Consider the following 26,057-nt stretch of genomic DNA (forward strand, 5'->3'; position numbering starts at 1 on the left):
TGTGCTTGATTGGGGTTGTGCACCGCGGCGCGGACGCCGGGTGCGAAATACTTTTTGGTGGGCGCCATGGCGTTCCTCCGTGGCATGAAAAAGCCCGCAGCAAGCGGGCTTCAGTGCTTGTGGTTCGGCGTGTTGCCTGCGGTATCGATGATCGTGCCGCCGCCGTGGATATTTCCCGTTACCTGTAATGCGCCGTTGATCTGCACCGGGCCATTCAAGGTCAGGTTGCCAGAGGTCAGCGTGATGGAATCGGGGGTGGCCGTCAGCGTGGTGCCGCCGACCTTGAGGGTGATGCTGCCGCGGGGCAGTTCGATGGTGTAGGCGCTGGCTTGCCAGTCGTAGACCAGCGAGCCGCCATCGTCGAAACGCCAGGTTTCGACATGCTCGCGGTTGTCCGGCGCGCTGCCGGCGTTGCCATAAAGGCCGGGTATGAAGGTGCCCTGGGCCGGTTCGCCACTGGGACTGATGAGCATGCCTTGCTCGTCCAGGCTCGGTGCCCGCCAGTGCCTGGCCTTGCCGGCAGCATGGCTGTGCCAGCGCAACCAGGCGCTGGTCCAGCCGGCGCCGTCGGAAACCCGTACCCGTGCCGCCGCGAGATCGACTGCAACCACCCGGCAGGGAATCAGCAGGCCGGCGATCATGCGGTCGTGCATAGCGCTGACGTAGCTCATGCGAAATCCTCCGGGGCCTTGTAGCCGCTCTCATGTTCTGGTCCGGTATCAGGGTCGAAAGCAATTACCAACGACCCGGGCGGCTGGTTCGGCCAGGGCCATTGCACCTCGCCGAGGTGCAGCGCCTGTTGCCATTGCACCGTCCAGGTCGAGGATGAGGTGGTCGTCGGCATCGCCTGGATGGCCACGGCTTCCTCGACGAAATCGATGTTCCAGTACTGCTTGCGCAGCAGCACCATCAACTGTGTTGCCAGGATCACGGCTTCCAGCGCCGCCTGCCCATCGCAGCTGATACGGGCTTCGAACGTGACTACGAGCCGGGAATGCCCATCCACAGGATCGGCGCCCGGCTTTATATCGACGATGCCGTGAAACAACGCAGGTAGCGGTGTGTCCTGTTGCACGCCGGCATAGCTGCCGACCGTCGCCAGTTGCGGCATCGCCGCGTGGATGGTTGCGCTGATGGCCTGATGCAATGCATCGAGGTCGCTCATGATCTCTCCTTGCTGTCGGTGCCGAGCCCCAGGCGCTTCGCAGCCCAGCGCTCGTACAGCCCCATGGTGATGTCCGCGCCGCCTACGGCGGTCAGGCAGCCCAGGGCACTGGCCGCCCACATCGACAGGCCGCTGGCATACAGCAGCATCACGGTGGATACGCCGCAGACCATGCAGGCCCCCGAACGCAGTACCAATCGCCTGAGCAGGGCGCCGCCTCGCGCCCCTGCCTTGTCCGCTCGCCACATCTCGCCGGAAACCCCGCCCAGCAGCGCCAGGACGATCACCAGCCAGATCGGCATTTCCAGTAGCGTTTGTTGTTCGCTTGTCACGGTCCTGCCTCCTTTCTGCTTCCCGCACGGCGCCAGCCGAACGGGGAATGGGACCGAGCATTCACTCGGCATTCCAAAAAGCCCGGGCATGCCCCGGGCTTTTCAGTAATGCGTCGTAGAGATGCCCGCCACTACTGGTGCGCTGGGCATCTGCGCTTCGAATTGTTGACTCCGACCGCGGCCACCTGCCCGCCGGATAACTGCTTCTGGTGCTTTACGCTGCACACCCGGGCCAGTTGCCAACCCTCTGAACAGTCGAGGCCTGTTCATCGCTGCCTTTCTCGTCGCCGGTGTCTGACCGGCTTGAGACAAAAGATATGCATGTATGCATATACAGTCAATGCATTTTTGGAAGAATTTGCACATAGGGATTTGCTTAAATGCATGAAGGCCTTGTCCTACCTGGCTCCAGGCAGTTTCCGACAGGCGAAAAAAAACCCGCCGAAGCGGGTTTTCGATAACTCGGGAAGGCGATCAGCGGGCGTACATGCCCCACCAGAACACATGACCGAGGATGGAAATCTGCTCTTCCTGCATCTGCTGGAAGCTGTAGTCCTCGTCGGGATGTTCGTCGCGATTGAAGCTGCGCAGACGGATGCCGGTGGGCATGCGGTAGAGCTGCTTCACGCGGAGCTGGCCATTGTGGTTGATGGCATAGAGATCACCATCGATGATGTCGCCAATCGAGCACTTGCCCGTATTGACCCCCACGGTGGCGCCATCACGCAGCACCGGCAGCATGCTGTTGCCACGCACCGTCACGCACTTGGCCTGGTCGAACTGCACCCCGTTATGGCGCAGGCTGCGCTTGCCAAAGCGAAGGCGGGCGCGTTCGCTTTCCTCGATGACGAATCTTCCTGATCCTGCTGCCAACTCGACCTCACGGAGAAAAGGAACGGACACCTCGTCGTCCTCGACGGGGGTTTCATCGTCCCACAGGCTGATATCGCGCAATTCATCGTGCCCCGGCTCCCGCTCGGGCATCTGGCTGTCGCCCAGCTCGGCGCGCCCGCGCAACTGATCGGTGCTCACCCCGAAGTACCCGGCGATCTTCGACACATGCTTGTCTGAAGGATCGACGATCTTCTCGCTGAGAATCCGCGACAGGGTAGATTGAGGCACGCCGGTACGACGGTGCAGCTCCGTGGCGGAGATTCCGTGGCGGTCCAGCAGTGATTTAAGGACGGTTGCTACATTGCGCTTGTGCATGGCGTGCATATTGCCGAGGGTTGGAGGGAAATGCAATTGCAAATATGCATCGACTAAAATGCCCGACCCGGTTCGACGCAGGATGATGCAGACCAGTCGCCCTTCGGTCTCGGCACCTGCTGGAGAATCCCTGTACTATTAGCGGTTTCATACCCTTTCGACGACACCCTGCTCCAAGGCCTTGAATGTCCGATCTTTCCGCACACACTCCGATGATGCAGCAGTACTGGAAGCTGAAGAACCAGCATCCAGACCAACTGATGTTCTACCGCATGGGCGATTTCTACGAGATCTTCTACGAAGATGCGAAGAAAGCCGCGAAACTGCTGGATATCACCCTGACCGCGCGCGGCCAGTCGGCTGGCCAGTCGATTCCCATGTGCGGTATTCCCTTCCACTCGCTTGAAGGTTATCTCGCCAAGCTTGTGAAGCTGGGCGAGTCGGTGGTGATCTGCGAGCAGATCGGCGATCCGGCTACCAGCAAGGGGCCCGTTGAGCGCCAGGTGGTGCGCATCATCACTCCGGGTACGGTCAGCGACGAGGCGCTGCTGGACGAGCGCCGCGATAACCTGATCGCGGCGGTGCTCGGCGACGAGCGCTTGTTCGGCCTGGCAGTGCTGGATATCACCAGCGGCAATTTCACCGTGCAGGAACTCAAGGGGTGGGAAAACCTGCTGGCCGAGCTGGAGCGGACCAATCCGGTGGAACTGCTGATTCCGGACGATTGGCCACAGGGCCTGCCGGCTGAAAAACGCCGTGGTTCCCGCCGCCGTGCACCGTGGGATTTCGATCGCGATTCCGCGCGCAAGAGCCTGTGCCAGCAGTTCGCGACCCAGGACTTGAAAGGCTTCGGTTGCGACAAGCTGACCCTGGCCATCGGAGCTGCCGGTTGCCTGCTGACCTATGCCAAGGAAACCCAGCGGACCGCCCTGCCCCATTTGCGCAGCCTCAAGCATGAGCGCCTGGACGATACGGTCATTCTCGATGGCGCCAGCCGCCGCAACCTGGAACTGGACGTCAACCTGGCCGGCGGTCGCGACAATACCCTGCAGTCGGTGATCGATCGCTGCCAGACTGCCATGGGTAGCCGCTTGCTGACCCGCTGGCTGAACCGCCCGCTGCGCGATCTGAAAGTACTCCAGGCGCGCCAGGGCTCGATCCGCTGCCTGCTCGACAACTATCGTTTCGAGCGACTGCAACCGCAATTGAAGGATATTGGCGATATCGAGCGGATCCTCGCCCGTATCGGTCTGCGCAACGCCCGTCCCCGCGACCTGGCACGGCTGCGTGATGCCCTCGGCGCCCTGCCCGAACTGCAGAACGCCATGGCCGAGCTGGAGGCGCCGCATCTCGCGCGCCTGGCAGCCATCGCCGGTACTTATCCAGAGCTGGCCGACCTGCTGGACAAGGCAATCATCGACAACCCGCCTGCGGTAATCCGCGACGGCGGCGTACTGAAGGCCGGCTACGATGCCGAGCTCGATGAGCTGTTGTCGATAAGCGAAAACGCCGGGCAGTTCCTGATCGATCTGGAGGCTCGGGAGAAAGCCCGTACCGGCCTGGCCAACCTCAAGGTCGGTTACAACCGCGTCCACGGCTACTTCATTGAACTGCCAAGCAAACAGGCCGAACAGGCCCCGGCCGATTACATCCGCCGCCAGACCCTCAAGGGTGCCGAGCGCTTCATCACCCCGAGCTGAAAACCTTCGAAGACAAGGCGCTGTCGGCCAAAAGCCGCGCTCTGGCGCGGGAGAAGATGCTCTACGACGCACTGCTGGAAACCCTGATCAGCCATCTGGCACCACTGCAGGACACCGCCGCCGCGCTGTCCGAGCTGGACGTGCTGAGCAATATGGCCGAGCGCGCGCTGACCCTGGACCTGAATTGCCCGACCTTCGTCGACGAGCCGTGCATGCAGATCAGCCAGGGTCGTCACCCGGTGGTCGAGCAGGTCCTCACCAGTCCCTTCGTAGCCAACGACCTGGCCCTGGATGACAGCACCCGCATGCTTATCATTACCGGCCCGAACATGGGCGGTAAATCCACCTACATGCGCCAGACCGCGTTGATCGTGCTGCTCGCCCATATCGGCAGCTACGTGCCGGCGGCCAGTTGCACACTGTCGCTGGTGGACCGCATCTTCACCCGTATCGGCTCCAGCGATGACCTGGCCGGTGGCCGTTCCACCTTCATGGTGGAAATGAGCGAAACCGCCAATATCCTGCACAACGCCACCGATCGCAGCCTGGTGCTGATGGACGAAGTGGGCCGTGGCACCAGCACCTTCGATGGCCTTTCGCTGGCCTGGGCTGCCGCCGAGCGCCTGGCACAGCTGCGCGCCTACACGCTGTTCGCTACCCACTACTTCGAACTGACCGTATTGCCGGAAAGCGAACCGCTGGTGGCCAACGTGCACTTGAATGCCACCGAGCACAACGAGCGCATCGTTTTCCTGCACCACGTCCTGCCCGGACCGGCCAGCCAGAGCTATGGCCTGGCAGTGGCGCAGCTGGCTGGCGTGCCGACGCCGGTGATCCAGCGCGCCCGTGAACACCTGGGCCGCCTGGAGACTTCCAGCCTGCCACATGATGTGCCCAAGGCCGCGACCAACAGTCGCAGCGCGCCAGCCGTCCCGCACCAGAGCGATCTCTTCGCCAGCCTGCCCCATCCGGCCATAGAGAAGATCGGCAAGCTCGACGTGGACAACATGACCCCGCGCCAAGCTATCGAAATGCTCTATGAACTGAAGACTCTGTTATAACGCGCGGCCTCACAAGCTGCTAGAATCTCGCGCGGTTTGGCGGAGCGTCGAGTTATTAGCCTGGCTCGCCGCAACCTACCAGACCGAGCGGCCCTGACTGGAAAGGGCATCGCTGCCGTCGCCTGAGGAGAAAATTAGAAATGACCTTCGTCGTCACCGACAACTGCATCAAGTGCAAGTACACCGACTGCGTAGAAGTCTGTCCGGTGGACTGCTTCTACGAAGGCCCGAACTTCCTGGTCATTCACCCGGACGAGTGCATCGACTGTGCGCTGTGCGAGCCTGAATGCCCTGCCCAAGCCATCTTCTCGGAAGATGAAGTCCCTGACGACATGCAGGAATTCATCGAGCTGAACGCCGAGCTGGCAGAGATCTGGCCGAACATCACCGAAAAGAAAGACGCACTGCCGGATGCCGAAGAGTTCGACGGCGTCAAAGGCAAGATCAAGGATCTGGAGCGCTGAGTACCGGACTCGCTCCCGACCAACGAAAAAGGCCCCTGCGGGCCTTTTTTCATTTTCACCGGGCAAAAAAAAGGGGCGGTTTGACCCGCCCACATTTTTTCCGTAGTCCCTGTATTCCCTATCATCGTCCTGATGAATCGCATCCTGCGATGTCCTTGGTCGTCATCCTGACAACCTGTGTCAGTCCGTAGACACAGGACAAATATTAACGCGTAGAACGCTCGTCGCAACTGGCAATGGCTCTCAAAAAAAGACAGCTGGGTAGCCCGAGCAGAAAATAAAATCTTTTATTTTCATAGAGTTACGAAATGCTCCAATCACAAGCAGGGCAGTTTTTACGCTTCTTTACTGCAATCGCTTACATGCCCTGTAAGCGATTACTTACGCAAAAAGACTCACCGCTGACAGAACTGACTGACGATCCTCAGATACAAACGCAAACGCCCCGATCTGGTCAGGGCGTTTGCGTGCAAGGCGAACGTGAACGTTCTAGTTATTGAAACAGCGACTCGCTGGAAAGGCCGTTCTTTTCCAGGATCTCGCGCAGACGCTTCAACCCTTCGACCTGGATCTGCCGCACCCTCTCGCGAGTCAGGCCGATTTCCAGGCCGACATCCTCGAGCGTGCTGCTTTCATGACCACGCAAACCGAAACGACGGATGACCACTTCACGCTGCTTGTCGGTCAACTCGCTCAGCCATTGATCGATGCTCTGGGACAGATCGTCGTCCTGCAGAAGCTCACACGGATCGGTTGGCCGATCGTCCGTGAGGGTATCGAGCAATGTCTTGTCCGAGTCGGGTCCGAGCGAGACGTCTACCGAGGAAACCCGCTCGTTCAGGCCGAGCATACGCTTGACCTCGGCCACCGGTTTTTCCAGCAGGTTGGCGATTTCTTCCGGGGAGGGTTCGTGATCGAGCTTCTGGGTGAGCTCCCGAGCCGCACGCAAATAGACGTTCAGCTCCTTGACCACATGAATCGGCAGGCGGATGGTGCGGGTCTGGTTCATGATCGCCCGCTCGATCGTCTGGCGAATCCACCAGGTCGCATAGGTGGAGAAACGGAAGCCACGCTCCGGGTCGAATTTCTCGACCGCACGGATCAACCCCAGGTTGCCCTCCTCGATCAGGTCGAGCAGCGAAAGCCCCCGATTCACGTAGCGGCGGGCTATCTTTACCACCAGGCGCAGGTTGCTCTCGATCATCCGCTTGCGACCTGCAGGATCGCCACTTTGCGACAGGCGCGCAAAATGAACCTCCTCTTCGGGAGTCAGCAGCGGGGAAAAACCGATTTCATTGAGATAAAGCTGAGTCGCATCAAGTGCCCGGGTGTAATCGATGTACTTGTGCTGTTTTAGCGAAGAGCCCTGTCTGGCTCTGGTCCGAACCGAAGGTACAGCAGGTTCGTCTGACACCACATCCGTTTCCAAAACGATGCCGGTCTCCATGAGAAGAACCTCATCGTCGATGTCAAACTCCGGCGCTTCTTTGCTGAGAGCCATTGTTATAGTCCTTTGCTGAGTTCGAACTCAGACTCGAGCGTACCTTGTCCATGGCATCGCCAGAGCCTGTCCCCATTACGCTAAGGAACAGGCCGGAATCAACAATCAACGGTTTGGCAGGAACTGCAACGGGTCTACCGGTTTACCCAGGCGGCGAATTTCAAAGTGAAGCTTCACGCGATCGGTGCCCGTGGACCCCATTTCGGCAATTGTCTGCCCTACCTTGACTTGCTGTCCCTCCCGAACCAAAAGCCTACGGTTGTGACCGTAAGCACTCACGTAGGTTTCGTTGTGCTTGATGATTACGAGTTCACCGTAGCCCCGTAGACCACTACCGGCGTACACCACCGAACCATCAGCGGCAGCAAAAACAGGCTGTCCCAAATCTCCGGCGATATCAATGCCTTTATTCAAACTACCGTTTGAAGCGAATTTTCCAATCAGAACGCCGTTCGCCGGCCATGCCCAGCCACCGCTGGAGCGCTCTGCTGCGGGAACCTGGGTCGGCGCCGTGGAGGGTGTCACCACCGGTGTGGTCGCCGCCGTGCTGGTACTTTTCGGCGGCGGCGGGGTACCGGCAGGACGTCGGGTAACCGTGGTCTTGCTCGACGGAGAAGTGGAGGTCACGACACGGGAAGAGCCGGAGGATGGCTCGTCGAAGCGGATCGCCTGGCCCGGGCGGATGGTATAGGGCGGCTCGATGCCGTTGCGCGCAGCCAGGGACTTGTAATCCCAGCCATAACGGAAGGCGATGGAGAACAAGGTATCACCAGGACGCACCACATATTGCCCGGAAGTTACCGCAGGACGCTTGGGCGCTGCGTTATTACGGTCCACGACCCGTGCGCCACTGGAAGAAGAAGAAGTGCTGGAGCAACCCGTCACCAACATGCCAACGGCAAGTGCAACCACCAGAAGCCTGATGCTTGAAAGACCCATACGCTGCCGAATGACTGTTGAACTCACCCGCCGCTCCCTTAAATGGTGATCGAGTTTGAAAATGCAATAATGTTGCAATTATAACCATGCACCGGACACTTGCGCGCGATATACAAACGCAAAACGTGAACGGTTGCCGGTCCGAGCATGGGGCACCCGCCTCATAGACCTGACGCCACGCCGAGAATTCGCCATTCGCGAAAATAAAGAAGCGTCAGGAGAGTGTGCCGTTGAGCAGCGGAACGAAACGTACCGTTCCCAGCACCCGTCGGGAGAAACCGTGCTCCTCGCGCACGATCAGCAGAAGTTGTTGCACTTCCCCGACATTCCCCACCGGAATCACCATACGCCCGCCCGGAGCCAGTTGGTCCAGCAACGCCTGGGGAACTTCCGGCGCCACTGCGGTAACGATAATGCCGTTGTAGGGCGCCAGGGCTGGCCAGCCCTCGCTGCCGTCGCCCCAGCGAAACACCACGTTGCGCAGGTTCAGTTCGGTCAGGCGTTCCTTGGCCCGATCCTGGAGCACCTTGATCCGCTCCACGGAAAACACGCGCTCCACCAGTTGCGCCAGCACGGCGGTCTGGTAGCCGGAGCCGGTGCCGATCTCCATGACCTTGTCCAGCGGACCTGCTTCCAGCAGCACCTCGCTCATATGCGCAACCATGAAAGGTTGCGAGATGGTCTGGTTATGGCCGATCGGCAGGGCAGTATCTTCATAGGCGCGATGCGCCAATGCTTCATCGACGAACAAATGCCGCGGTGTGCGACGCAGTACATCCAGTACCCGCGGGTTCGAGACGCCTTCCTCGCACAGGCGCTGGATCAGCCGCTCGCGGGTGCGCTGGGAGGTCATGCCGATACCGCGGCGCATCATATCGTCCTGATCGCGCATCAGAGCACACCCTCCAGCCAGCCATCCAGGCGATCGAAGGCATCATTGAAGGTTCGGTCCAGTTGCAGCGGGGTGATCGACACATACCCCTGCATGACCGCATGGAAGTCGGTACCCGGCCCGCCATCCTCGACATCACCGGCAACCGCGATCCAGTAACCCTCCTTGCCCCGCGGGTTGACGTCCTTGATCGGTGCGGCGGCGCGAGCACGATGCCCCAGGCGGGTCAGCTGGATACCGCGAATATGATCCAGCGGCAGGTTGGGGATGTTCACGTTGAGCACGGTTCGCGGCGGCAGTTCCAGGCGCGGGTGCGCTTCGACCAGCTTGCGCGCGACGTAGGCGGCTGTCGGCAGGTTGTCGGGCAGCCGCGACAACAGCGAGAAGGCGAACGAGGTATTGCCGAGGAAGCGCCCTTCCAGCGCTGCAGCCACGGTTCCGGAGTAAAGAACGTCGTCGCCGAGGTTGGCCCCCAGGTTGATCCCCGACACCACCATGTCCGGGGTCTGCGGCAACAAGCCGTTGAGACCGAGATGAACGCAGTCGGTCGGAGTGCCGTTGATGCTGATGAAGCCGTTGGGCAGGGTTTGCGGATGCAGCGGACGGTCGAGGGTCAGCGAACTGCTGGCACCGCTCTTGTCCTGGTCCGGGGCGATCACCACGCACTCGGCATAATCCGCCAGCGCGCCGTGGAGCGCAGCGAGTCCGGGCGCGAGAACGCCATCGTCATTGGAAATCAGAATACGCATGGGCTGTCCGTCTGCCCTGCCGGGACCAGATCGACGAGTTCGCGCACCACCACGGTGGCGAAACATCCGGCCGGAAGGACGAATTCCAGTTGCAGGATATCAGGCTCGGGATAATGCCACGTCAGCCGACCAATGGGCAGTCGCAGAATGCGTCGTTCCTGCTTCATCGCGGCGTGCCCAAGCCATTCGCAGAGTGCCGGATTCTCCTCGCCGACACGCTGTTCGAGGGCGCCGGCCGAGCCCTGCGTGGCTGGAAACCCTTCACCCCAGAGCGGCCCGGTGGGATGCAGGTCGAGAATGCCGAGGCGAGGATCGCTGCATTCCGACTCACCTGCCGGAAAGAAGCTACGGCTATCAGTGAACGCCAACAGGTCGCCGATCTGCGCACGCTGCCAACTGCCATCCTCGACACGCTGGGCGAGGACACGATTGAACAGGTAGCTACGCGCGCTCGACAGCAACCGCGAGCGCAGGTTGCGTTGCTCCGGCAATGCCTTGCGTTCGGCCCAGTGGCGCGCCTCCTCGACGTTGCCTCCGTCATGACCAAAGCGCTGCGCCCCGAAGTAGTTCGGGACCCCTTGGGCGCGCAGCCGTTCGAGACGGGCATCGAGCGCGGCGTGATCGGCCTGGAGCCGGGTCAGGCGCAGGGTGAAGCCGTTGGCCGAATGGGCACCGCGTTGCAGCTTGCGTGAATGCCGGGTGCGCTCGAGGATGCGCAGGCTTTCATTTTCGGCGGCAGTGAAATCGGGATCGGCCTTGCCCGGCAGATGCAGGCTGAACCACTGGCGGGTCAAGGCCTGGCGATCCTTGAGGCCGGCATAGCTGATGGTCTTCAGCGGCACACCGGCGGCACGGGCCAGGCGGCGGGCAGCTTCCTCGGTATTGAGATCGCGCTTTTCCACCCACAACCACAGGTGTTCGCCCTGGCCGGACAGCGGGATGTCCAGCACTTCATCGACCTGGAAATCCTCCGCCACCGCTTTCAGTACCGCGCTGCCCAGCGCCGGCCCGCTGGCGCGCGGGCCGAGCAGTTCGAGTTCGTTCATGCTGGCAGCAACAAGGCGACGGCGTGTACCGCAATACCTTCCTCACGACCGGTGAAACCGAGCTTCTCGGTGGTGGTGGCCTTGACATTGACCTGGTCGAGCCCGACCTGCAGGTCGGCCGCGATCAACTCGCGCATGCGTTCGATGTGCGGTGCCATCTTCGGCGCCTGGGCGACGATGGTGGCGTCGACATTGCCGACCTTCCAGCCCTTGGCCTGGACGATGGCGACCACATGACGCAGCAGCACGCGGCTATCGGCGCCCTTGAATTGCGGATCGGTATCGGGGAAATGACGACCGATGTCACCCAGTGCGGCAGCGCCGAGCAAGGCATCGCTCAGGGCGTGCAGCAGCACATCGCCGTCGGAATGGGCCAGCAGCCCGTATTTGTGCGCGATCTGCACGCCGCCCAAGGTGATGAAATCGCCCTCCGCAAAGCGGTGCACGTCGTAGCCGTGGCCAATACGCATAAAAAAACGCCCTGATTGAGTCAGGGCGTGATTCTACCTGCTTTGCCGGGCGTTGGGCTTGAATTGTCGCCTCAAGCGCGCTCTACACCCAGCGCTGCGGCATGATGCCGCAAGTGATCATCGATGAAACTGGCGATGAAGTAGTAGCTGTGGTCGTAGCCTGGCTGCAGACGCAGTTGCAGCGGATAGCCCGCGGCTTGTGCCGCCTGTTGCAACACCTGCGGCTTGAGCTGGTTTTCCAGGAAATCGTCGCGATCACCCTGGTCCACCAGCAGCGGCAGGCGCTCGCTGGCCTGGGCGACCAGCACACTGGCATCCCACTCGCGCCAACGCGCGCGGTCGTCGCCGAGGTAGCGGCTGAAGGCCTTCTGCCCCCAAGGGCAATCCATCGGGTTGCTGATCGGCGCAAAGGCCGACACCGACGAATAACGCCCGGGATTGCGCAAGGCGCAAACCAGCGCACCGTGCCCGCCCATGGAATGACCGCTGACGGAGCGCTTGTCCGAAGCCGGGAAATGCGCCTCGATCAGGGCCGGCAGTTCGGCCACCACATAGTCGTACATGCGGTAGTTGGCCGCCCACGGTTGCTGGGTCGCATTGACGTAGAAGCCGGCGCCAAGGCCGAAGTCCCAGGCACCGTCCGGATCCCCCGGCACCTGGGTACCCCGCGGACTGGTGTCCGGCGCGACGATGATCAGCCCCAGCTCGGCCGCCAGCTTGTGCGCACCGGCCTTCTGCATGAAGTTCTCGTCGGTGCAGGTCAGCCCGCTCAGCCAATACAGTACTGGCAGCTTGCCGCCCTGCTCGGCCTGCGGCGGCAGGTACACGGCGAAGACCATGTCGCAGCCCAGCACTTGGGAGCGATGACGGTAACGCTTGTGCCAGCCACCGAAGCTTTTCTGGCAGGAAATGTTTTCCAGGCTCATGAGCGACCTCAGAAGTGGATGACGCTGCGGATGCTCTTGCCTTCATGCATCAGGTCGAAGGCCTTGTTGATGTCTTCCAGGCCCATGGTGTGGGTGATGAAGGTATCCAGCGGGATCTCGCCCTTCTCGGACATCTCGACGTAACTCGGCAGCTCGCTGCGACCACGCACGCCACCGAAGGCGGAACCGCGCCAGACGCGGCCGGTCACCAACTGGAACGGACGGGTGGCGATTTCCTGGCCGGCACCGGCCACGCCGATGATCACCGACTCGCCCCAGCCCTTGTGGCAGCACTCCAGCGCCGCACGCATCAGATTGACGTTGCCCACGCACTCGAAGGAGAAGTCCACGCCGCCATCGGTGAGGTCGACGATCACTTCCTGGATCGGACGATCGTAGTCCTTCGGATTGACGCAGTCGGTGGCACCGAGCTGGCGGGCGATCTCGAATTTGCCCGGGTTGATGTCCACGGCGATGACGCGCGAGGCCTTGGCCTTGACCGCACCGATGATCGCCGACAGGCCGATGCCACCCAGGCCGAAGATGGCCACGGTGTCACCTGGCTTGACCTTGGCGGTGTTCAGCACCGCGCCGATACCGGTGGTCACGCCGCAACCAAGCAGGCAGACCTTCTCCAGCGGGGCTTCCTTCTGGATCTTGGCTACGGAGATTTCCGGCAGCACGGTGTACTCGGAGAAGGTCGAAGTGCCCATGTAATGGAAGAGCTGCTGCCCCTTGTAGGAAAAGCGCGTGGTGCCGTCCGGCATCAAGCCCTTGCCCTGGGTGGCGCGGATGGCCTGGCACAGGTTGGTCTTGCCCGACAGGCAGAATTTGCACTTGCCGCATTCCGGGGTGTACAGCGGGATCACATGATCGCCTACGGCCACGGAGGTCACGCCCTCGCCAACGGCCTCGACGATTGCACCGCCTTCATGACCGAGGATCGACGGGAAGATGCCTTCCGGGTCGGCACCGGACAGGGTGTAGGCGTCGGTATGGCAGACACCGGAAGCGACCACGCGCAGCAGCACCTCACCGGCCTTGGGCATGGCGACGTCGACTTCGACGATTTCCAGCGGTTTCTTGGCCTCGAAGGCTACGGCGGCACGGGACTTGATCATCAATCTTCTCCAATGAAAGGACATTTCAGACAGCCAGTGTAATTCAAGGCTTTTTGATGAATAATCCGGCCAAAGACAAAACATTATTGCCACGCAGGGATAATCAATGAGTAGCCGCTGGGAAGGCATAGACGAATTCGTCGCCGTGGCCGAATCCGGGCAGTTCACGGCAGCCGCCGATCGCCTTGGGGTGTCCTCCTCCCACATCAGTCGCCAGGTCGCGCGGCTTGAAGAGCGCCTGCAAACCCGCCTGCTGTACCGCAGCACCCGCCGCGTCACCCTGAGCGAGGCAGGCCAGACCTTTCTCCAGCATTGCCAGCGCTTGCAGGACGGCCGCGAGGAAGCCCTGCGCGCCATGGGCGACCTGACCAGCGAGCCCAAGGGGCTGTTGCGCATGACCTGCGCGGTCGCCTACGGCGAGCGCTTCATCGCGCCACTGGTTGCCAGTTTCATGAGCCAATACCCGCAACTGAGGGTGGATATAGAGCTGACCAACAACACCCTTGACCTACTCCACGAAGGCATGGACCTGGCGATCCGTCTCGGTCGCTTGCAGGAATCACGACTGGTAGCGGCACGATTGGCGCCACGACGCATGTACCTGTGCGCCTCGCCGGATTACCTGAATCGTTATGGCCGCCCGCACAGCCTGTCCGAACTGGCGCGACACAATTGCCTGATCGGCAGCTCCGATATCTGGGTGATGCAGCAGGACGGGCGGGAAGTCACCCAGCGGGTCCAGGGCAACTGGCGCTGCAACAGCGGACAGGCGGTACTCGACGCAGCGCTGCAGGGCATGGGGTTATGCCAGTTGCCGGACTACTACGTGCTGGAGCACCTGGGCAGCGGCGCGCTGGTGTCGCTGCTGGAAACCCACCAGCCGCCCAACACCGCGGTGTGGGCGCTGTATCCGCAGCAGCGGCACCTGTCGCCGAAGGTGCGCAAGCTGGTGGATCACTTGCGCGAAGGGTTGGCGCTGAGACCGGAATATCAGAATACATAACTCATTGATTTGGCAAAGACCTGTGGGAGCGGGTTTACCCGCGATTGCGGCAGTGAGTTCACCGACGTAATCGCGGGTAAACCCGCTCCCACAGGTCCGCGTCGATTGCGCAAATCCTGCTTCAGCAGCGCTGGGACCAGCGCTGACGAAGCCATTCCAGATCTTCGGGACGGGTGACCTTGATGTTGTCGTTGCGCCCTTCGATCAGCCGCGGCGCCTGGCCGGACCACTCGATGGCCGAGGCTTCGTCGGTGATCGCCACATTCGCCACGAGGCTGTCGGCCAGGGCCCGGTGCAAGGCGCCAAGCCGGAACATCTGCGGGGTATAGGCCTGCCAGATGGTGCTGCGGTCAACCGTGACCTCGACCCGACCATGGGCATCGGCGCGCTTGAGGGTATCCCGGGCAGGAACAGCGAGCAGCCCACCCACCGGATCATCCGCCAGTTCCAGGAGCAGGCGATCCAGGTCATCACGCGACAGGTTGGGCCGCGCAGCATCGTGGACCAGTACCCAATCGCCGTCCGCCGCCCCTTGCGCATGCAGGAGCAACAGGGCGCTGAGCACCGAGTCGGCCCGCTCGCGGCCACCGGCAGCGCGCTGTATACGTGGGTCGCTGGCGCAGGCGAGGCCGGGCCAGAAGGGATCGTCAGCAGCAATGCTGACCACCACCCCTTTCAAGGAGGGATGGTCGAGAAAACAGTTGAGGCTGTGTTCGAGAATAGTGCGTCCGCCCAGTTGCAGGTACTGCTTGGGCCGGTCGGCGGCCATGCGCGCACCCACGCCGGCGGCGGGGATCACTGCCCAGAAGGCAGGCAGGGACGTGCTCATTGGGCCAGTTGGTAGAGGGTTTCACCCTCCTTCACCATTCCCAATTCGTGGCGGGCCCGCTCTTCGACGGTTTCCATGCCCTTTTTCAATTCCAGCACCTCGGCATCGAGCACGCGGTTGCGCTCCAGCAGACGCTCGTTCTCGGCGTGCTGGTCGGCGATCTGTTGCTTGAGTTCGGCCACCTGGGCCAGGCTGCCATTGCCCACCCACAGCCGGTACTGCAAGCCACCGAGCAGTGCGAGAAGGACAAGGAACAACCAGTAAGGACTACGCATCAGGACATCCAGTGGCGAAAGACCGCGTGTGCGAAGGGCTGATGGCACGAAGCCTGACCGAAGCCAGGCTTTGTGATTCAAGCATTCGCAGCGCCCCTGAAAGACACCAGGACAAAGCCCTGGGTTTCACGGTGCTGTCTTTTTACCATCTATCGCTTAGCCGCGAAACTCGTCGCGACCACGGTACACCGCCTTGGCGCCCAGTTGCTCTTCGATACGCAGCAGCTGGTTGTACTTGGATACGCGGTCGGAACGGCACAGCGAACCGGTCTTGATCTGACCAGCGGAAGTACCTACGGCCAGGTCGGCGATGGTCGAGTCTTCGGTTTCGCCCGAACGGTGCGAGATCACCGCGGTGTAGCCGGCGGCCTTGGCCATCTGGATGGCTTCCAGGGTCTCGGTCAGCGAGCCGATCTGGTTGAACTTGATCAGGATGGAGTTGGCGATCTTCTTGTCGATGCCTTCCTTCAGGATCTTGGTGTTGGTCACGAACAGGTCGTCACCGACCAGTTGAACCTTCTCGCCGATCTTGTCGGTCAGGACTTTCCAGCCAGCCCAGTCGGACTCGTCCAGACCGTCTTCGATGGAGATGATCGGGAAGCGCTCGGTCAGGCCTTTCAGGTACTCGGCGAAACCTTCGGCGTCGAACGACTTGCCTTCACCGGACAGGTTGTACTTGCCGTCTTCGAAGAACTCGCTGGCGGCGCAGTCCAGGGCCAGGGTCACGTCGGTGCCCAGCTTGTAGCCGGCGTTGGCCACGGCTTCGGCAATGGCGCCCAGGGCGTCTTCGTTGGAGGACAGGTTAGGCGCGAAACCGCCTTCGTCACCGACGGCAGTGTTCAGGCCACGGGCCTTCAGCACAGCCTTGAGGTGATGGAAGATCTCGGTGCCCATGCGCAGAGCGTCGGAGAAGGTCTTGGCGCCAACCGGCTGGACCATGAACTCCTGGATATCGACGTTGTTGTCGGCGTGCTCGCCGCCGTTGATGATGTTCATCATCGGTACCGGCATGGAGTACTGGCCAGGGGTACCGTTCAGGTTGGCGATGTGCGCGTACAGCGGCAGGTCCTGGTCCTGGGCGGCAGCCTTGGCAGCGGCCAGGGACACGGCGAGGATGGCGTTGGCGCCCAGCTTGGCCTTGTTCTCGGTACCGTCCAGCTCGATCATGGCGCGGTCCAGGGCTTTCTGGTCTACCGGGTCCTTGCCCAGCAGCAGGTCGCGGATCGGGCCGTTGATGTTGGCGACGGCTTTCAGCACGCCCTTACCCAGGTAACGGCTCTTGTCGCCATCACGCAGCTCCAGTGCCTCGCGGGAGCCGGTGGAAGCACCCGACGGCGCGCAGGCGCTGCCGATGATGCCGTTGTCGAGCAGCACGTCCGCTTCCACGGTCGGGTTGCCGCGGGAGTCGAGAACTTCACGACCTTTGATGTCGACGATTTTTGCCATTGTTGTAAGCACTCCAGAATTGACGAAAACAACGCAGCTTGAAGAATCCGCTCTTTCGCAGGCACGGGGCACGGGCAGGCCTGACGCGGAGAACCCCCGACCGCGAGGTCAGGGGTGAAACGGGCGGTACTTTACCGGAGAAACGCGGCTTATGCGGTTTCTACCGTCGGAAAACTCTTCACCAGGTCATCCAGTTGCTTGAGCTGGGTCAGGAAAGGCTCCAGCTTGTCCAGGCGCAGGGCGCAGGGACCGTCGCACTTGGCGTTGTCCGGGTCCGGGTGGGCCTCGAGGAACAGGCCGGCCAGGCCCTGGCTGAGACCGGCACGGGCCAGTTCGGTGACCTGGGCACGACGACCGCCGGCCGAATCGGCACGACCGCCCGGCATCTGCAGGGCGTGGGTCACGTCGAAGAACACCGGGTACTGGAACTGCTTCATGATGCCGAAGCCGAGCATGTCCACCACCAGGTTGTTGTATCCGAAGCTGGAACCACGCTCGCACAGGATCAACTGGTCGTTACCCGCTTCCTCGCACTTGGTCAGGATGTGTTTCATTTCCTGGGGGGCGAGGAACTGGGCTTTCTTGATGTTGATCACCGCACCGGTCTTGGCCATTGCCACCACCAGGTCGGTCTGGCGCGAGAGGAAGGCCGGCAGCTGGATGATGTCGCAAACCTTGGCCACGGCTTCGGCCTGGAACGGCTCGTGCACATCGGTGATGACCGGAACGCCGAAGGTCTTCTTCACTTCCTCGAAGATCCGCAGGCCTTCTTCAAGGCCAGGACCGCGGTAGGAATTGATCGACGAGCGATTGGCCTTGTCGAAGCTGGCCTTGAACACATAGGGGATACCGAGTTTCTCGGTAACCCGCACGTATTCCTCGCAGACCTTCAGGGCCAGGTCACGGGACTCCAGGACGTTCATGCCGCCGAACAGGACGAACGGCTTGTCGTTGGCGATCTCGATGTTACCGACGCGAATGATCTTCTGGGTCATGGATCAGGCCTTGTTCTTCTGCGCCAGAGCCGCCTTGACGAAGCCGCTGAACAGCGGATGGCCGTCACGCGGGGTCGAGGTGAACTCTGGGTGGAACTGGCAGGCGACGAACCATGGGTGATCCTGGGACTCGACCACTTCCACCAGTGCACCGTCGCCGGAACGCCCGGAAACCTTGAGGCCGGCTTCGATCAATTGCGGCAGCAGGTTGTTGTTCACTTCGTAGCGGTGGCGGTGACGCTCGACGATCACGTCCTTGGCGTAGCAATCGTGGACCTTGGAACCGCTTTCCAGCTGGCATTCCTGGGCGCCCAGGCGCATGGTGCCGCCCAGGTCGGACGCTTCGGTACGGGTTTCCACGGCGCCGGTAGCATCGGCCCACTCGGTGATCAGGCCAACGACCGGGTGGCCGCTGTTGCGATCGAACTCGGTGGAGTTGGCGTCCTTCCAGCCCATGACGTTACGGGCGAATTCGATGACCGCGACCTGCATGCCGAGGCAGATCCCCAGGTACGGGACCTTGTTCTCGCGAGCGTACTGGACGGCGGTGATCTTGCCTTCCACACCGCGCAGACCGAAGCCGCCCGGCACCAGGATGGCATCGACGCCTTCCAGCAAGCCGGTGCCCTGGTTCTCGATGTCTTCGGAATCGATGTAGCGCAGGTTGACCTTGGTACGGTTCTGGATGCCGGCGTGGCTCATCGCTTCGATCAGCGACTTGTACGCGTCAAGCAACTCCATGTACTTGCCGACCATGGCGATGGTGACTTCGTGCTCGGGGTTCAGCTTGGCATCGACGACCTTTTCCCATTCGGAGAGGTCGGCACCGTTGCATTGCAGGCCGAAGCGCTCGACGACGAAGTCGTCCAGGCCCTGGGCGTGCAGCACGGCAGGAATCTTGTAGATGGTGTCGACGTCTTCCAGCGAGATGACCGCGCGTTCTTCGACGTTGGTGAACAGGGCGATCTTGCGACGGGACGACACATCGACCGGATGGTCTGAACGGCAGATCAGCACGTCAGGCTGCAAGCCGATGGAGCGCAGTTCCTTGACCGAGTGCTGGGTCGGCTTGGTCTTGGTCTCGCCGGCGGTGGCGATGTACGGGACCAGGGTCAGGTGCATCAGCATCGCGCGCTTGGAACCGACTTCGACGCGCAGTTGGCGGATGGCTTCGAGGAACGGCTGCGACTCGATATCGCCGACGGTGCCGCCGATCTCGACCAGGGCCACGTCGGCATCGCCGGCGCCCTTGATGATGCGACGCTTGATCTCGTCGGTGATGTGCGGGATGACCTGGATGGTGGCGCCCAGGTAGTCACCACGACGCTCCTTGCGCAGCACGTGCTCGTAGATGCGGCCGGTGGTGAAGTTGTTGTTCTGGGTCATGGTCGTGCGGATGAACCGCTCGTAGTGGCCCAGGTCCAGGTCGGTCTCGGCGCCGTCGTGGGTAACGAACACTTCGCCGTGCTGGAACGGGCTCATGGTGCCCGGGTCGACGTTGATGTACGGGTCCAGCTTGAGCATGGTGACCTTGAGCCCCCGCGCCTCCAGGATGGCCGCCAATGAAGCCGAGGCAATGCCTTTCCCCAATGAAGAAACAACACCGCCCGTGACGAATATGTAGCGCGTCATGAAAAACCCTAGAAGTCTGCGTTAAAGCGGTCTGCGCCGCCGGGGAAAGCGAAGGAAGGCCGAAGCCCCCGATCACCTGCGTCAATCACAGTGCATCCGAAAATACTGCCGCGTCTGTACAGACCGGGGTTGAAATCCCGGTACGGAGCTCGCTACACATTTTGAGAATCGCCCAGCAAAAAACTGCTTGGTAATCGGCAACTCCTGCGGCTCGAATCGAGCTCACAGAAGCTGTATCAAGAAGGGAGCGTAGTCTACCCGAAGATGCCCATCACCTCAAACCTTGCTCACTCGTCGGTACCTGCCACACAAGTTGCAAATCGCCATCAACGAGGTCCGGCAGGTTGGCCACGGCGACCAGTCGATCACCGGCGAACAGCAGTGGCAAACGGCCGCGAACGAAGGCGGGAACCCCGCGTTCATTGAGCAAACGCTTGAGATCGCGATGGCCGCGACGGGCGATATGCATGTTTTCGCCGCCCTGGCGGTAGGCGATCCGCAGGGTCTCCCCGGGCTTATTCCCTTTCAGGATAACGAATCCGTTGCCAGGCAGTTCCATCGCCAGTGGTGGATCTTTCCAGCATTCCGCCCCATCGGGAGCGCCGAGCCACTCGCCACTCAACCAGTAGATGCGCTCACCAGCCCGGTGCAGCTCGCCATCGGCGAGTTTCCAGATCGGTGAAGCATCGGGGCGGGCATCGCGTAGAGCGTCCCAGCCGGCCCAATGATCGGCATCGGGCAGGCGAGTGAAATACGCGAGCCAGAATCGCAGGGCGTTACGCTGGCGCGCTGGAGAAAGCCGGAGCAGACCCGGTAAATGCAGGGAGGGAAGACCGAGCCAAGGAAAATCGCCCTGCGTCTGGGCCTGCGCCAGATCGCCCGAGGCCAGTGCATCGAGCAACTCGCCCGCCTCGGCGAGATGATCGGCAGTACGGGCCAGCGTGCGACTGACCTGTGGCCAGCGTGAAGACAGAGCCGGAAGCACCTCTTGTCGCAGGTAATTGCGCGTGAATCGGATATCGCCATTCGACGGATCTTCGATCCAGTCCAGGCCACGATCACGGGCATAGCGCAGAAGCTCGTCACGAGAGCTGTCGAGCAAGGGCCGAAGCAGCCAGGCGTCACCCAGCTGCCGCAGTCCGCGCATTGCCATCAACCCACGCAATCCGGCACCACGAAGCAAGCGCAACAACAGGGTTTCGGCCTGGTCCTCACGATGCTGGCCAGTCAGCAGGACCTCACCGTCCCGAAGGACTTCACTGAAGGCGGCATAGCGGGCATTGCGCGCGGCCTGTTCGAGGCTGGCGCCCTCTTCCACTGTCACATGGCGTACCAGCAGCTCGACGCCCAGCGAGTCGCACAGGCGCTGGCAGTGTTCCGGCCAGGCATCCGCGACCGGTTGCAGGCCGTGATGGACATGGATGGCGCGCAGTGCCGGGCGATCCGTCATGGCGGCCAGCAGGTGCAGGAGTACGGTGGAATCCAGACCGCCCGACAAGGCCACGCACCAGCCGGGCGCGTTCTGCCAGGGGGCTAGTTTGTCCTTCAGGCGGGCGACGAGGTCGGTCATGTTCAGGGTCCGACAAAAGCAATTGGGGCTGCTTTGCGGCCCCAATTTCTGACAGATGGCTTCAGGTCAGAGACCGTAGCTCATCAGGCGGTCGTAACGGCGCTTGAGCAACGCGTCGTTGTCGAACTTCTTCAGCATGTCCAGTTGCTCGAGCAGCTCACTGCGAACCGAGGCTGCCATGGCTGCCGGATCACGGTGCGCACCGCCCAGGGGTTCGGAGATGACCTTGTCGACGATGCCCAGGCCTTTCAGGCGTTCGGCAGTGATGCCCATGGCCTCGGCGGCGTCGGCAGCCTTTTCGGCGGTTTTCCAAAGGATCGAGGCGCAACCCTCCGGCGAGATCACCGAGTAGGTCGAGTACTGCAGCATGTTGAGCTGGTCGCAGACACCGATGGCCAGCGCACCGCCAGAACCACCCTCGCCGATAACGGTGGCGATGATCGGGGTCTTCAGGCGCGCCATGACCCGCAGGTTCCAGGCGATGGCTTCGCTCTGGTTGCGCTCTTCGGCGTCGATGCCCGGATACGCACCCGGGGTGTCGATGAAGGTCAGGATCGGCATCTTGAAGCGTTCGGCCATTTCCATCAGGCGACAGGCCTTGCGGTAGCCTTCCGGACGCGGCATGCCGAAGTTGCGGCGAACCTTTTCGCGCACTTCACGGCCCTTCTGGTGGCCGATGACCATCACCGGGCGGTCGTCCAGGCGGGCGATACCACCGACGATCGCGGCGTCGTCGGCGAAGTGACGGTCGCCGTGCAGCTCGTCGAACTCGGTGAAGATGTGCTCGATGTAGTCCAGGGTGTACGGCCGGCGCGGATGGCGCGCCAGGCGGGCGATCTGCCAGCTGGTCAGATTGCCGAAGATGCTCTTGGTCAGCTCGCTGCTCTTGTCCTGCAGACGGCCGATTTCATCGCCGATGTTCAACGAGTTGTCATTGCCTACCAGGCGCAGCTCTTCGATCTTGGCTTGCAGGTCAGCAATCGGCTGTTCGAAATCCAGAAAATTCGGGTTCATAGGCATCCGTCTTGGGTCGACGGCCAGGCGGCCGGCCGGTTGATCCGTTTGGCGCCCTACCTTAAGGGAGAGGCGCGTTCAGGTCGAGATTAAAAATTCATCGATAGTGCAAAAAGACGTTCTCACGGCCGAACTGGTCACGCAGGGCCTGAATCAAGCCATCGGCCGGGTCGATCCGCCAATCCTCGCCGAACTGCAATTGGGCCTTCGCGTCACTGCCGGTGTATTCCATGCTCACCGGGCAGGCGCCACGGTGGCGCTTGAGCAGGTCGCCCAGCCAGGCCAAACGATCGCCCTTGAGCGCATCGGCGTGCAGCTTCAGGCGCAGGCTGTCGGCCAGGTTGGTGCGCGCATCCTCCATGCTCATCACCCGCTTGACGCGCAGGCGCAGGCCGCCCGAGAAGTCGTCATTGCTGACCTCGCCCTCGACCACCACCATGGCATCGTTCTGCAGCAGCGCTTGCGAGGCCATGAAGGCATCGGCGAACAACGAAGCCTCGATCCGCCCGGAACGGTCATCGAGGGTGACGAAGCCCATCTTGTCGCCTTTCTTGTTCTTCATCACCCGCAGAGCAATGATCATGCCGGCGACGGTCTGGGTATCGCGTGCCGGCTTCAGGTCGACGATACGCTGGCGGGCGAAACGGCGAATCTCGCCTTCGTACTCGTCGATGGGGTGGCCGGTGAGATAAAGGCCGAGGGTGTCCTTCTCGCCGCGCAGACGTTCTTTCAGGGTCAGCTCGCGGGCCTTGCGATGGTTGGCGTAGACATCGGCATCCGGCTCGTCGAACAGGCCGCCGAAGAGGTCCGAGTGACCGCTGTCATGGGTGCGGGCGGTCTGTTCCGCCGATTTGATCGCCTCCTCCATCGCCGACAGCAGGACTGCACGGTTGCGATCGATATTGGCCTGGTAGGCCTTGATCTCGTCATGGAAGAACGGCCCGAGGCGGTCCAGCGCACCGCTGCGCACCAGGGCGTCGAGGGTGCGCTTGTTGATGCGCTTGAGGTCGACCCGCGCGCAGAAATCGAACAGGTCGTTGAACGGACCACCTGCGGCCCGTGCCTCCATGATCGCTTCCACCGGACCCTCGCCGACGCCCTTGATCGCACCGAGGCCATAGACGATGCGTCCGTCGTTGTTCACGGTGAACTTGAAGTCGGAGAAATTCACGTCCGGCGCGTCGAGGCGCAGCTTCATGCTGCGCACTTCCTCGATCAGGATCACCACCTTGTCGGTGTTGTGCATATCCGCCGAGAGCACCGCGGCCATGAACGCAGCCGGGTGGTGGGTCTTCAGCCAGGCCGTCTGGTAGGAAACCAGGCCGTAGGCGGCGGAGTGGGACTTGTTGAAGCCGTAGCCGGCGAACTTTTCCACCAGGTCGAAGATGTTGCCCGCGAGGTCGGCGTCGATTCCGTTGTTGACGCACCCTTCGATGAAACCACCGCGCTGCTTGGCCATCTCCTCGGGCTTCTTCTTGCCCATGGCCCGACGCAGCATGTCCGCACCGCCGAGGGTGTAACCGGCCATGACCTGGGCAATCTGCATCACCTGTTCCTGGTACAGGATGATGCCGTAGGTCGGTGCCAGTACGGGCTTCAGGCCATCGTACTGGTAATCCGGATGCGGATAGGCCAGCTCGGCACGACCGTGCTTGCGGTTGATGAAGTCGTCCACCATGCCCGATTGCAACGGGCCGGGACGGAACAACGCCACCAGTGCGATAAGGTCTTCCAGGCAGTCGGGCTTGAGCTTCTTGATCAGCTCCTTCATGCCGCGGGATTCGAGCTGGAATACCGCTGTTGTTTCTGCCCGCTGCAGCAGCTCGTATGTCTTGCGGTCGTCCAGCGGGATGAAGTCGATGTTCACATCCGGCAGGCCGGCCTTGGCCTGCTCGCGGTTGATGATCTCCATCGCCCATTTGATGATGGTCAGGGTACGCAGGCCGAGGAAGTCGAATTTCACCAGGCCGGCGGCCTCGACATCGTCCTTGTCGAACTGGGTTACCAGGCCGCCGCCTTCTTCGTCACAGGCGATCGGCGAAAAGTCGGTGAGCTTGGTCGGGGCGATGACCACGCCCCCGGCGTGCTTGCCGGTACCCCGGGTGACACCCTCGAGCTTGAGGGCCATGTCCCAGATTTCCTTGGCGTCCTCGTCGGTCTTGAGAAAGTCCCGCAGCATTTCTTCCTGTTCGTAGGCCTTTTCCAGGGTCATGCCGACTTCGAACGGAATCATCTTCGACAGACGATCCGCCAGGCCGTAGGACTTGCCCTGCACCCGCGCAACGTCGCGCACCACCGCCTTGGCCGCCATGGTGCCGAAGGTGATGATCTGGCTCACCGCATTGCGCCCGTAGGCCTCGGCCACGTAGTCGATCACCCGGTCGCGGCCATCCATGCAGAAGTCGACGTCGAAGTCGGGCAGGGAAATACGTTCGGGGTTGAGGAAGCGCTCGAACAGCAGGTCATAGGCCAAGGGGTCGAGGTCGGTGATCTTGAGCACATAGGCCACCAGCGAGCCAGCTCCCGACCCCCGGCCCGGGCCCACCGGCACGCCGTTGTTCTTGGCCCACTTGATGAAGTCCATAACGATCAGGAAGTAACCGGGGAAACCCATCTGGATGATGATGTCGAGCTCGAACTTGAGCCGATCCAGATAGACCTGGCGTTTCTCTTCGTAGTCGGGCGTAGTTTCCTTTGGCCAGAGCACGGCCAGGCGCTCTTCCAGGCCTTCATGGGAAACATGGCGCAGATAGTCGTCGATCCCCATGCCGTTGGGCGTGGGGAAATCGGGAAGGAAGTATTTGCCCAACTGCACGGTGATGTTGCAGCGCTTGGCGATCTCGACGCTGTTTTCCAGGGCCTCGGGCAGGTCGCTGAACAGCTCGGCCATTTCCTCCGGGCTCTTCAGGTACTGCTGGTCGCTGTAGTTGCGCGAACGGCGCGGATCGTCGAGGGCACGGCCCTCGCCGATGCACACGCGGGTCTCGTGGGCATCGAAATCGGATTGCTTGATGAAACGCACATCGTTGGTCGCCACCAGCGGCGCCCCCAGGCGATCGGCCAGGGCCACCGCGGCATGCAGATACTCTTCGTCGCCAGCGCGATTGGTGCGCTGCACCTCGACGTAGAAGCGGTCGGGAAACATCGCCATCCAGTCCTGCAGCAGCGCCTCGGCTTCAGCCTCGTTGCCGTTCATCAGGGCCATGCCGATATCGCCTTCCTTCGCTGCGGAAAGGGCGATCAGGCCTTCTGCAGCCTCGGCGATCCATTCCCGCTGGATGACCACCAGGCCATTGCGCTGGCCGTCGGTCCAGCCACGGGAGATCAGTTCGGTGAGATTGCGATAGCCCTTGGCATCCATCACCAAAAAGCAGATACGTGCCAGGGGCGCTTCCGGGTCGTCGCCGGCCAGCCACAGGTCGGCGCCGCAGATCGGCTTGATGCCCGCCCCATGGCCGTCTTGTAGAACTTGACCAGCGAACACATGTTGCTCTGGTCGGTCACCGCCACCGCCGGCATGTTCATCCCGGCCAGGGCCTTGGCGAGCGGCTTGATCCGCACCAGTCCGTCGACCAGCGAGAATTCGGTATGCAGGCGAAGATGAACGAAGGAAGCCGACATGTTGATCCTATAGCAGCGCAAAACGACAAGGCCCGGATTGTACCGGGCCCCGATCAAAACAACAGCCGGCGTGAAGTGATCCGGACTGGTGGTGGAA

At 61.8% G+C, this 26,057-nt stretch carries 21 protein-coding genes and 2 pseudogenes; 3 read left to right on the forward strand and 20 right to left on the reverse strand.

Annotation, left to right across the window (positions count from 1 at the left end; translation table 11 throughout):
• Nucleotides 1–110: 110 nt before the first annotated feature.
• The 4 genes from CSV86_RS18900 to CSV86_RS18915 all read right to left on the reverse strand — a co-directional run bounded on the left by CSV86_RS18900 (nucleotide 111) and on the right by CSV86_RS18915 (nucleotide 2,715).
• The gene (locus tag CSV86_RS18900; RefSeq protein WP_009395211.1) at nucleotides 111–671 is read right to left on the reverse strand and encodes a phage baseplate assembly protein V; all 561 of its coding nucleotides are present in this window, start codon (nucleotides 669–671) and stop codon (nucleotides 111–113) included.
• Nucleotides 668–1,165, reverse strand: coding sequence for a hypothetical protein (locus tag CSV86_RS18905; protein ID WP_009395212.1), 498 nt, complete (start codon nucleotides 1,163–1,165; stop codon nucleotides 668–670). The genes CSV86_RS18900 and CSV86_RS18905 overlap by 4 nt, the downstream gene beginning before the upstream one ends.
• Nucleotides 1,162–1,497, reverse strand: coding sequence for a phage holin family protein (locus CSV86_RS18910; protein ID WP_009395213.1), 336 nt, complete (start codon nucleotides 1,495–1,497; stop codon nucleotides 1,162–1,164). Before CSV86_RS18910 ends, CSV86_RS18905 begins: the two co-directional genes overlap by 4 nt.
• 474 nt (nucleotides 1,498–1,971) lie before the next feature.
• Nucleotides 1,972–2,715 carry a LexA family transcriptional regulator gene (locus CSV86_RS18915; RefSeq protein WP_037058740.1) on the reverse strand — a complete coding sequence of 248 codons (744 nt, stop codon included), beginning with the start codon at nucleotides 2,713–2,715 and terminating at the stop codon, nucleotides 1,972–1,974.
• 176 nt (nucleotides 2,716–2,891) lie between these two features.
• Between CSV86_RS18915 and mutS the strand changes: the two are divergent.
• Nucleotides 2,892–5,467 (forward strand): annotated as a pseudogene (mutS, locus tag CSV86_RS18920) (DNA mismatch repair protein MutS).
• Between the two features lie 140 nt (nucleotides 5,468–5,607).
• Complete coding sequence (gene fdxA / locus CSV86_RS18925) at nucleotides 5,608–5,931, forward strand: ferredoxin FdxA (protein WP_009395216.1); 324 nt, start codon at nucleotides 5,608–5,610, stop codon at nucleotides 5,929–5,931.
• Between the two features lie 493 nt (nucleotides 5,932–6,424).
• On the opposite strand, the gene rpoS is transcribed toward fdxA, so the two are convergent.
• The 8 genes from rpoS to CSV86_RS18965 all read right to left on the reverse strand — a co-directional run bounded on the left by rpoS (nucleotide 6,425) and on the right by CSV86_RS18965 (nucleotide 13,575).
• Nucleotides 6,425–7,432 (reverse strand): RNA polymerase sigma factor RpoS, encoded by a 1,008-nt coding sequence (gene rpoS, locus CSV86_RS18930; RefSeq protein ID WP_009395217.1) that lies wholly within the window; start codon nucleotides 7,430–7,432, stop codon nucleotides 6,425–6,427.
• Nucleotides 7,433–7,537: 105 nt separating this feature from the next.
• A complete protein-coding gene (locus tag CSV86_RS18935) occupies nucleotides 7,538–8,398 on the reverse strand; it encodes a peptidoglycan DD-metalloendopeptidase family protein (protein WP_009395219.1) in 861 nt (286 codons plus the stop codon).
• A 187-nt stretch (nucleotides 8,399–8,585) separates the two neighbouring features.
• Nucleotides 8,586–9,224, reverse strand: coding sequence for a protein-L-isoaspartate(D-aspartate) O-methyltransferase (locus tag CSV86_RS18940; RefSeq protein ID WP_009395221.1), 639 nt, complete (start codon nucleotides 9,222–9,224; stop codon nucleotides 8,586–8,588).
• 38 nt (nucleotides 9,225–9,262) lie between these two features.
• A complete protein-coding gene (gene surE / locus CSV86_RS18945) occupies nucleotides 9,263–10,012 on the reverse strand; it encodes a 5'/3'-nucleotidase SurE (protein ID WP_009395222.1) in 750 nt (249 codons plus the stop codon).
• Nucleotides 10,000–11,058 carry a tRNA pseudouridine(13) synthase TruD gene (gene truD, locus CSV86_RS18950; RefSeq protein WP_009395223.1) on the reverse strand — a complete coding sequence of 353 codons (1,059 nt, stop codon included), beginning with the start codon at nucleotides 11,056–11,058 and terminating at the stop codon, nucleotides 10,000–10,002. Before truD ends, surE begins: the two co-directional genes overlap by 13 nt.
• The gene (gene ispF / locus CSV86_RS18955) at nucleotides 11,055–11,528 is read right to left on the reverse strand and encodes a 2-C-methyl-D-erythritol 2,4-cyclodiphosphate synthase (protein WP_009395225.1); all 474 of its coding nucleotides are present in this window, start codon (nucleotides 11,526–11,528) and stop codon (nucleotides 11,055–11,057) included. Before ispF ends, truD begins: the two co-directional genes overlap by 4 nt.
• Before the next feature lie 71 nt (nucleotides 11,529–11,599).
• Nucleotides 11,600–12,454, reverse strand: a complete 855-nt coding sequence (gene fghA / locus CSV86_RS18960; RefSeq protein WP_009395227.1) for an S-formylglutathione hydrolase — start codon at nucleotides 12,452–12,454, stop codon at nucleotides 11,600–11,602.
• 8 nt (nucleotides 12,455–12,462) lie between these two features.
• A complete protein-coding gene (locus tag CSV86_RS18965; protein ID WP_009395229.1) occupies nucleotides 12,463–13,575 on the reverse strand; it encodes an S-(hydroxymethyl)glutathione dehydrogenase/class III alcohol dehydrogenase in 1,113 nt (370 codons plus the stop codon).
• 106 nt (nucleotides 13,576–13,681) lie between these two features.
• Between CSV86_RS18965 and CSV86_RS18970 the strand changes: the two genes are divergently transcribed.
• Nucleotides 13,682–14,578, forward strand: coding sequence for a LysR substrate-binding domain-containing protein (locus tag CSV86_RS18970; RefSeq protein WP_009395231.1), 897 nt, complete (start codon nucleotides 13,682–13,684; stop codon nucleotides 14,576–14,578).
• 121 nt (nucleotides 14,579–14,699) lie between these two features.
• Here the strand turns inward: CSV86_RS18970 and ispD are convergent, their stop codons facing one another.
• From ispD to dnaE, 8 genes and pseudogenes are all read right to left on the reverse strand, one after another.
• Entirely contained in the window at nucleotides 14,700–15,407 is a 708-nt protein-coding gene (ispD, locus tag CSV86_RS18975; protein ID WP_009395234.1) for a 2-C-methyl-D-erythritol 4-phosphate cytidylyltransferase, read from the reverse strand.
• Entirely contained in the window at nucleotides 15,404–15,682 is a 279-nt protein-coding gene (gene ftsB, locus CSV86_RS18980) for a cell division protein FtsB (protein WP_009395237.1), read from the reverse strand. The genes ispD and ftsB overlap by 4 nt, the downstream gene beginning before the upstream one ends.
• 156 nt (nucleotides 15,683–15,838) lie before the next feature.
• The gene (gene eno, locus CSV86_RS18985) at nucleotides 15,839–17,128 is read right to left on the reverse strand and encodes a phosphopyruvate hydratase (RefSeq protein ID WP_009395240.1); all 1,290 of its coding nucleotides are present in this window, start codon (nucleotides 17,126–17,128) and stop codon (nucleotides 15,839–15,841) included.
• 149 nt (nucleotides 17,129–17,277) lie between these two features.
• On the reverse strand, nucleotides 17,278–18,123 hold the full coding sequence (gene kdsA / locus CSV86_RS18990; protein ID WP_009395243.1) for a 3-deoxy-8-phosphooctulonate synthase: 846 nt from the start codon (nucleotides 18,121–18,123) through the stop codon (nucleotides 17,278–17,280).
• 3 nt (nucleotides 18,124–18,126) lie between these two features.
• A complete protein-coding gene (gene pyrG / locus CSV86_RS18995; RefSeq protein ID WP_009395244.1) occupies nucleotides 18,127–19,755 on the reverse strand; it encodes a CTP synthase in 1,629 nt (542 codons plus the stop codon).
• 271 nt (nucleotides 19,756–20,026) lie between these two features.
• Nucleotides 20,027–21,325, reverse strand: coding sequence for a tRNA lysidine(34) synthetase TilS (gene tilS, locus CSV86_RS19000; protein WP_009395246.1), 1,299 nt, complete (start codon nucleotides 21,323–21,325; stop codon nucleotides 20,027–20,029).
• A gap of 66 nt (nucleotides 21,326–21,391) precedes the next feature.
• A complete protein-coding gene (gene accA, locus CSV86_RS19005; RefSeq protein WP_009395248.1) occupies nucleotides 21,392–22,339 on the reverse strand; it encodes an acetyl-CoA carboxylase carboxyl transferase subunit alpha in 948 nt (315 codons plus the stop codon).
• Nucleotides 22,340–22,436: 97 nt separating this feature from the next.
• Nucleotides 22,437–25,960, reverse strand: a pseudogene (dnaE, locus tag CSV86_RS19010) (DNA polymerase III subunit alpha).
• Nucleotides 25,961–26,057: the final 97 nt, after the last annotated feature.

The sequence above is a fragment of the Pseudomonas bharatica CSV86 genome, from assembly GCF_000319305.2.
GTDB classification, from domain to species: Bacteria; Pseudomonadota; Gammaproteobacteria; order Pseudomonadales; family Pseudomonadaceae; genus Aquipseudomonas; species Aquipseudomonas bharatica.

Coding starts and splice junctions, on each gene's coding strand:
- CSV86_RS18900 (WP_009395211.1), bottom strand. CDS start 671: ATGAGCTACGTCAGCGCTATGCACGACCGCATGATCGCCGGCCTGCTG.
- CSV86_RS18905 (WP_009395212.1), bottom strand. CDS start 1,165: ATGAGCGACCTCGATGCATTGCATCAGGCCATCAGCGCAACCATCCAC.
- CSV86_RS18915 (WP_037058740.1), bottom strand. CDS start 2,715: ATGCACGCCATGCACAAGCGCAATGTAGCAACCGTCCTTAAATCACTG.
- fdxA (WP_009395216.1), top strand. CDS start 5,608: ATGACCTTCGTCGTCACCGACAACTGCATCAAGTGCAAGTACACCGAC.
- rpoS (WP_009395217.1), bottom strand. CDS start 7,432: ATGGCTCTCAGCAAAGAAGCGCCGGAGTTTGACATCGACGATGAGGTT.
- CSV86_RS18940 (WP_009395221.1), bottom strand. CDS start 9,224: ATGACCTCCCAGCGCACCCGCGAGCGGCTGATCCAGCGCCTGTGCGAG.
- surE (WP_009395222.1), bottom strand. CDS start 10,012: ATGCGTATTCTGATTTCCAATGACGATGGCGTTCTCGCGCCCGGACTC.
- truD (WP_009395223.1), bottom strand. CDS start 11,058: ATGAACGAACTCGAACTGCTCGGCCCGCGCGCCAGCGGGCCGGCGCTG.
- ispF (WP_009395225.1), bottom strand. CDS start 11,528: ATGCGTATTGGCCACGGCTACGACGTGCACCGCTTTGCGGAGGGCGAT.
- fghA (WP_009395227.1), bottom strand. CDS start 12,454: ATGAGCCTGGAAAACATTTCCTGCCAGAAAAGCTTCGGTGGCTGGCAC.
- CSV86_RS18965 (WP_009395229.1), bottom strand. CDS start 13,575: ATGATCAAGTCCCGTGCCGCCGTAGCCTTCGAGGCCAAGAAACCGCTG.
- CSV86_RS18970 (WP_009395231.1), top strand. CDS start 13,682: ATGAGTAGCCGCTGGGAAGGCATAGACGAATTCGTCGCCGTGGCCGAA.
- ispD (WP_009395234.1), bottom strand. CDS start 15,407: ATGAGCACGTCCCTGCCTGCCTTCTGGGCAGTGATCCCCGCCGCCGGC.
- ftsB (WP_009395237.1), bottom strand. CDS start 15,682: ATGCGTAGTCCTTACTGGTTGTTCCTTGTCCTTCTCGCACTGCTCGGT.
- eno (WP_009395240.1), bottom strand. CDS start 17,128: ATGGCAAAAATCGTCGACATCAAAGGTCGTGAAGTTCTCGACTCCCGC.
- kdsA (WP_009395243.1), bottom strand. CDS start 18,123: ATGACCCAGAAGATCATTCGCGTCGGTAACATCGAGATCGCCAACGAC.
- pyrG (WP_009395244.1), bottom strand. CDS start 19,755: ATGACGCGCTACATATTCGTCACGGGCGGTGTTGTTTCTTCATTGGGG.
- tilS (WP_009395246.1), bottom strand. CDS start 21,325: ATGACCGACCTCGTCGCCCGCCTGAAGGACAAACTAGCCCCCTGGCAG.
- accA (WP_009395248.1), bottom strand. CDS start 22,339: ATGAACCCGAATTTTCTGGATTTCGAACAGCCGATTGCTGACCTGCAA.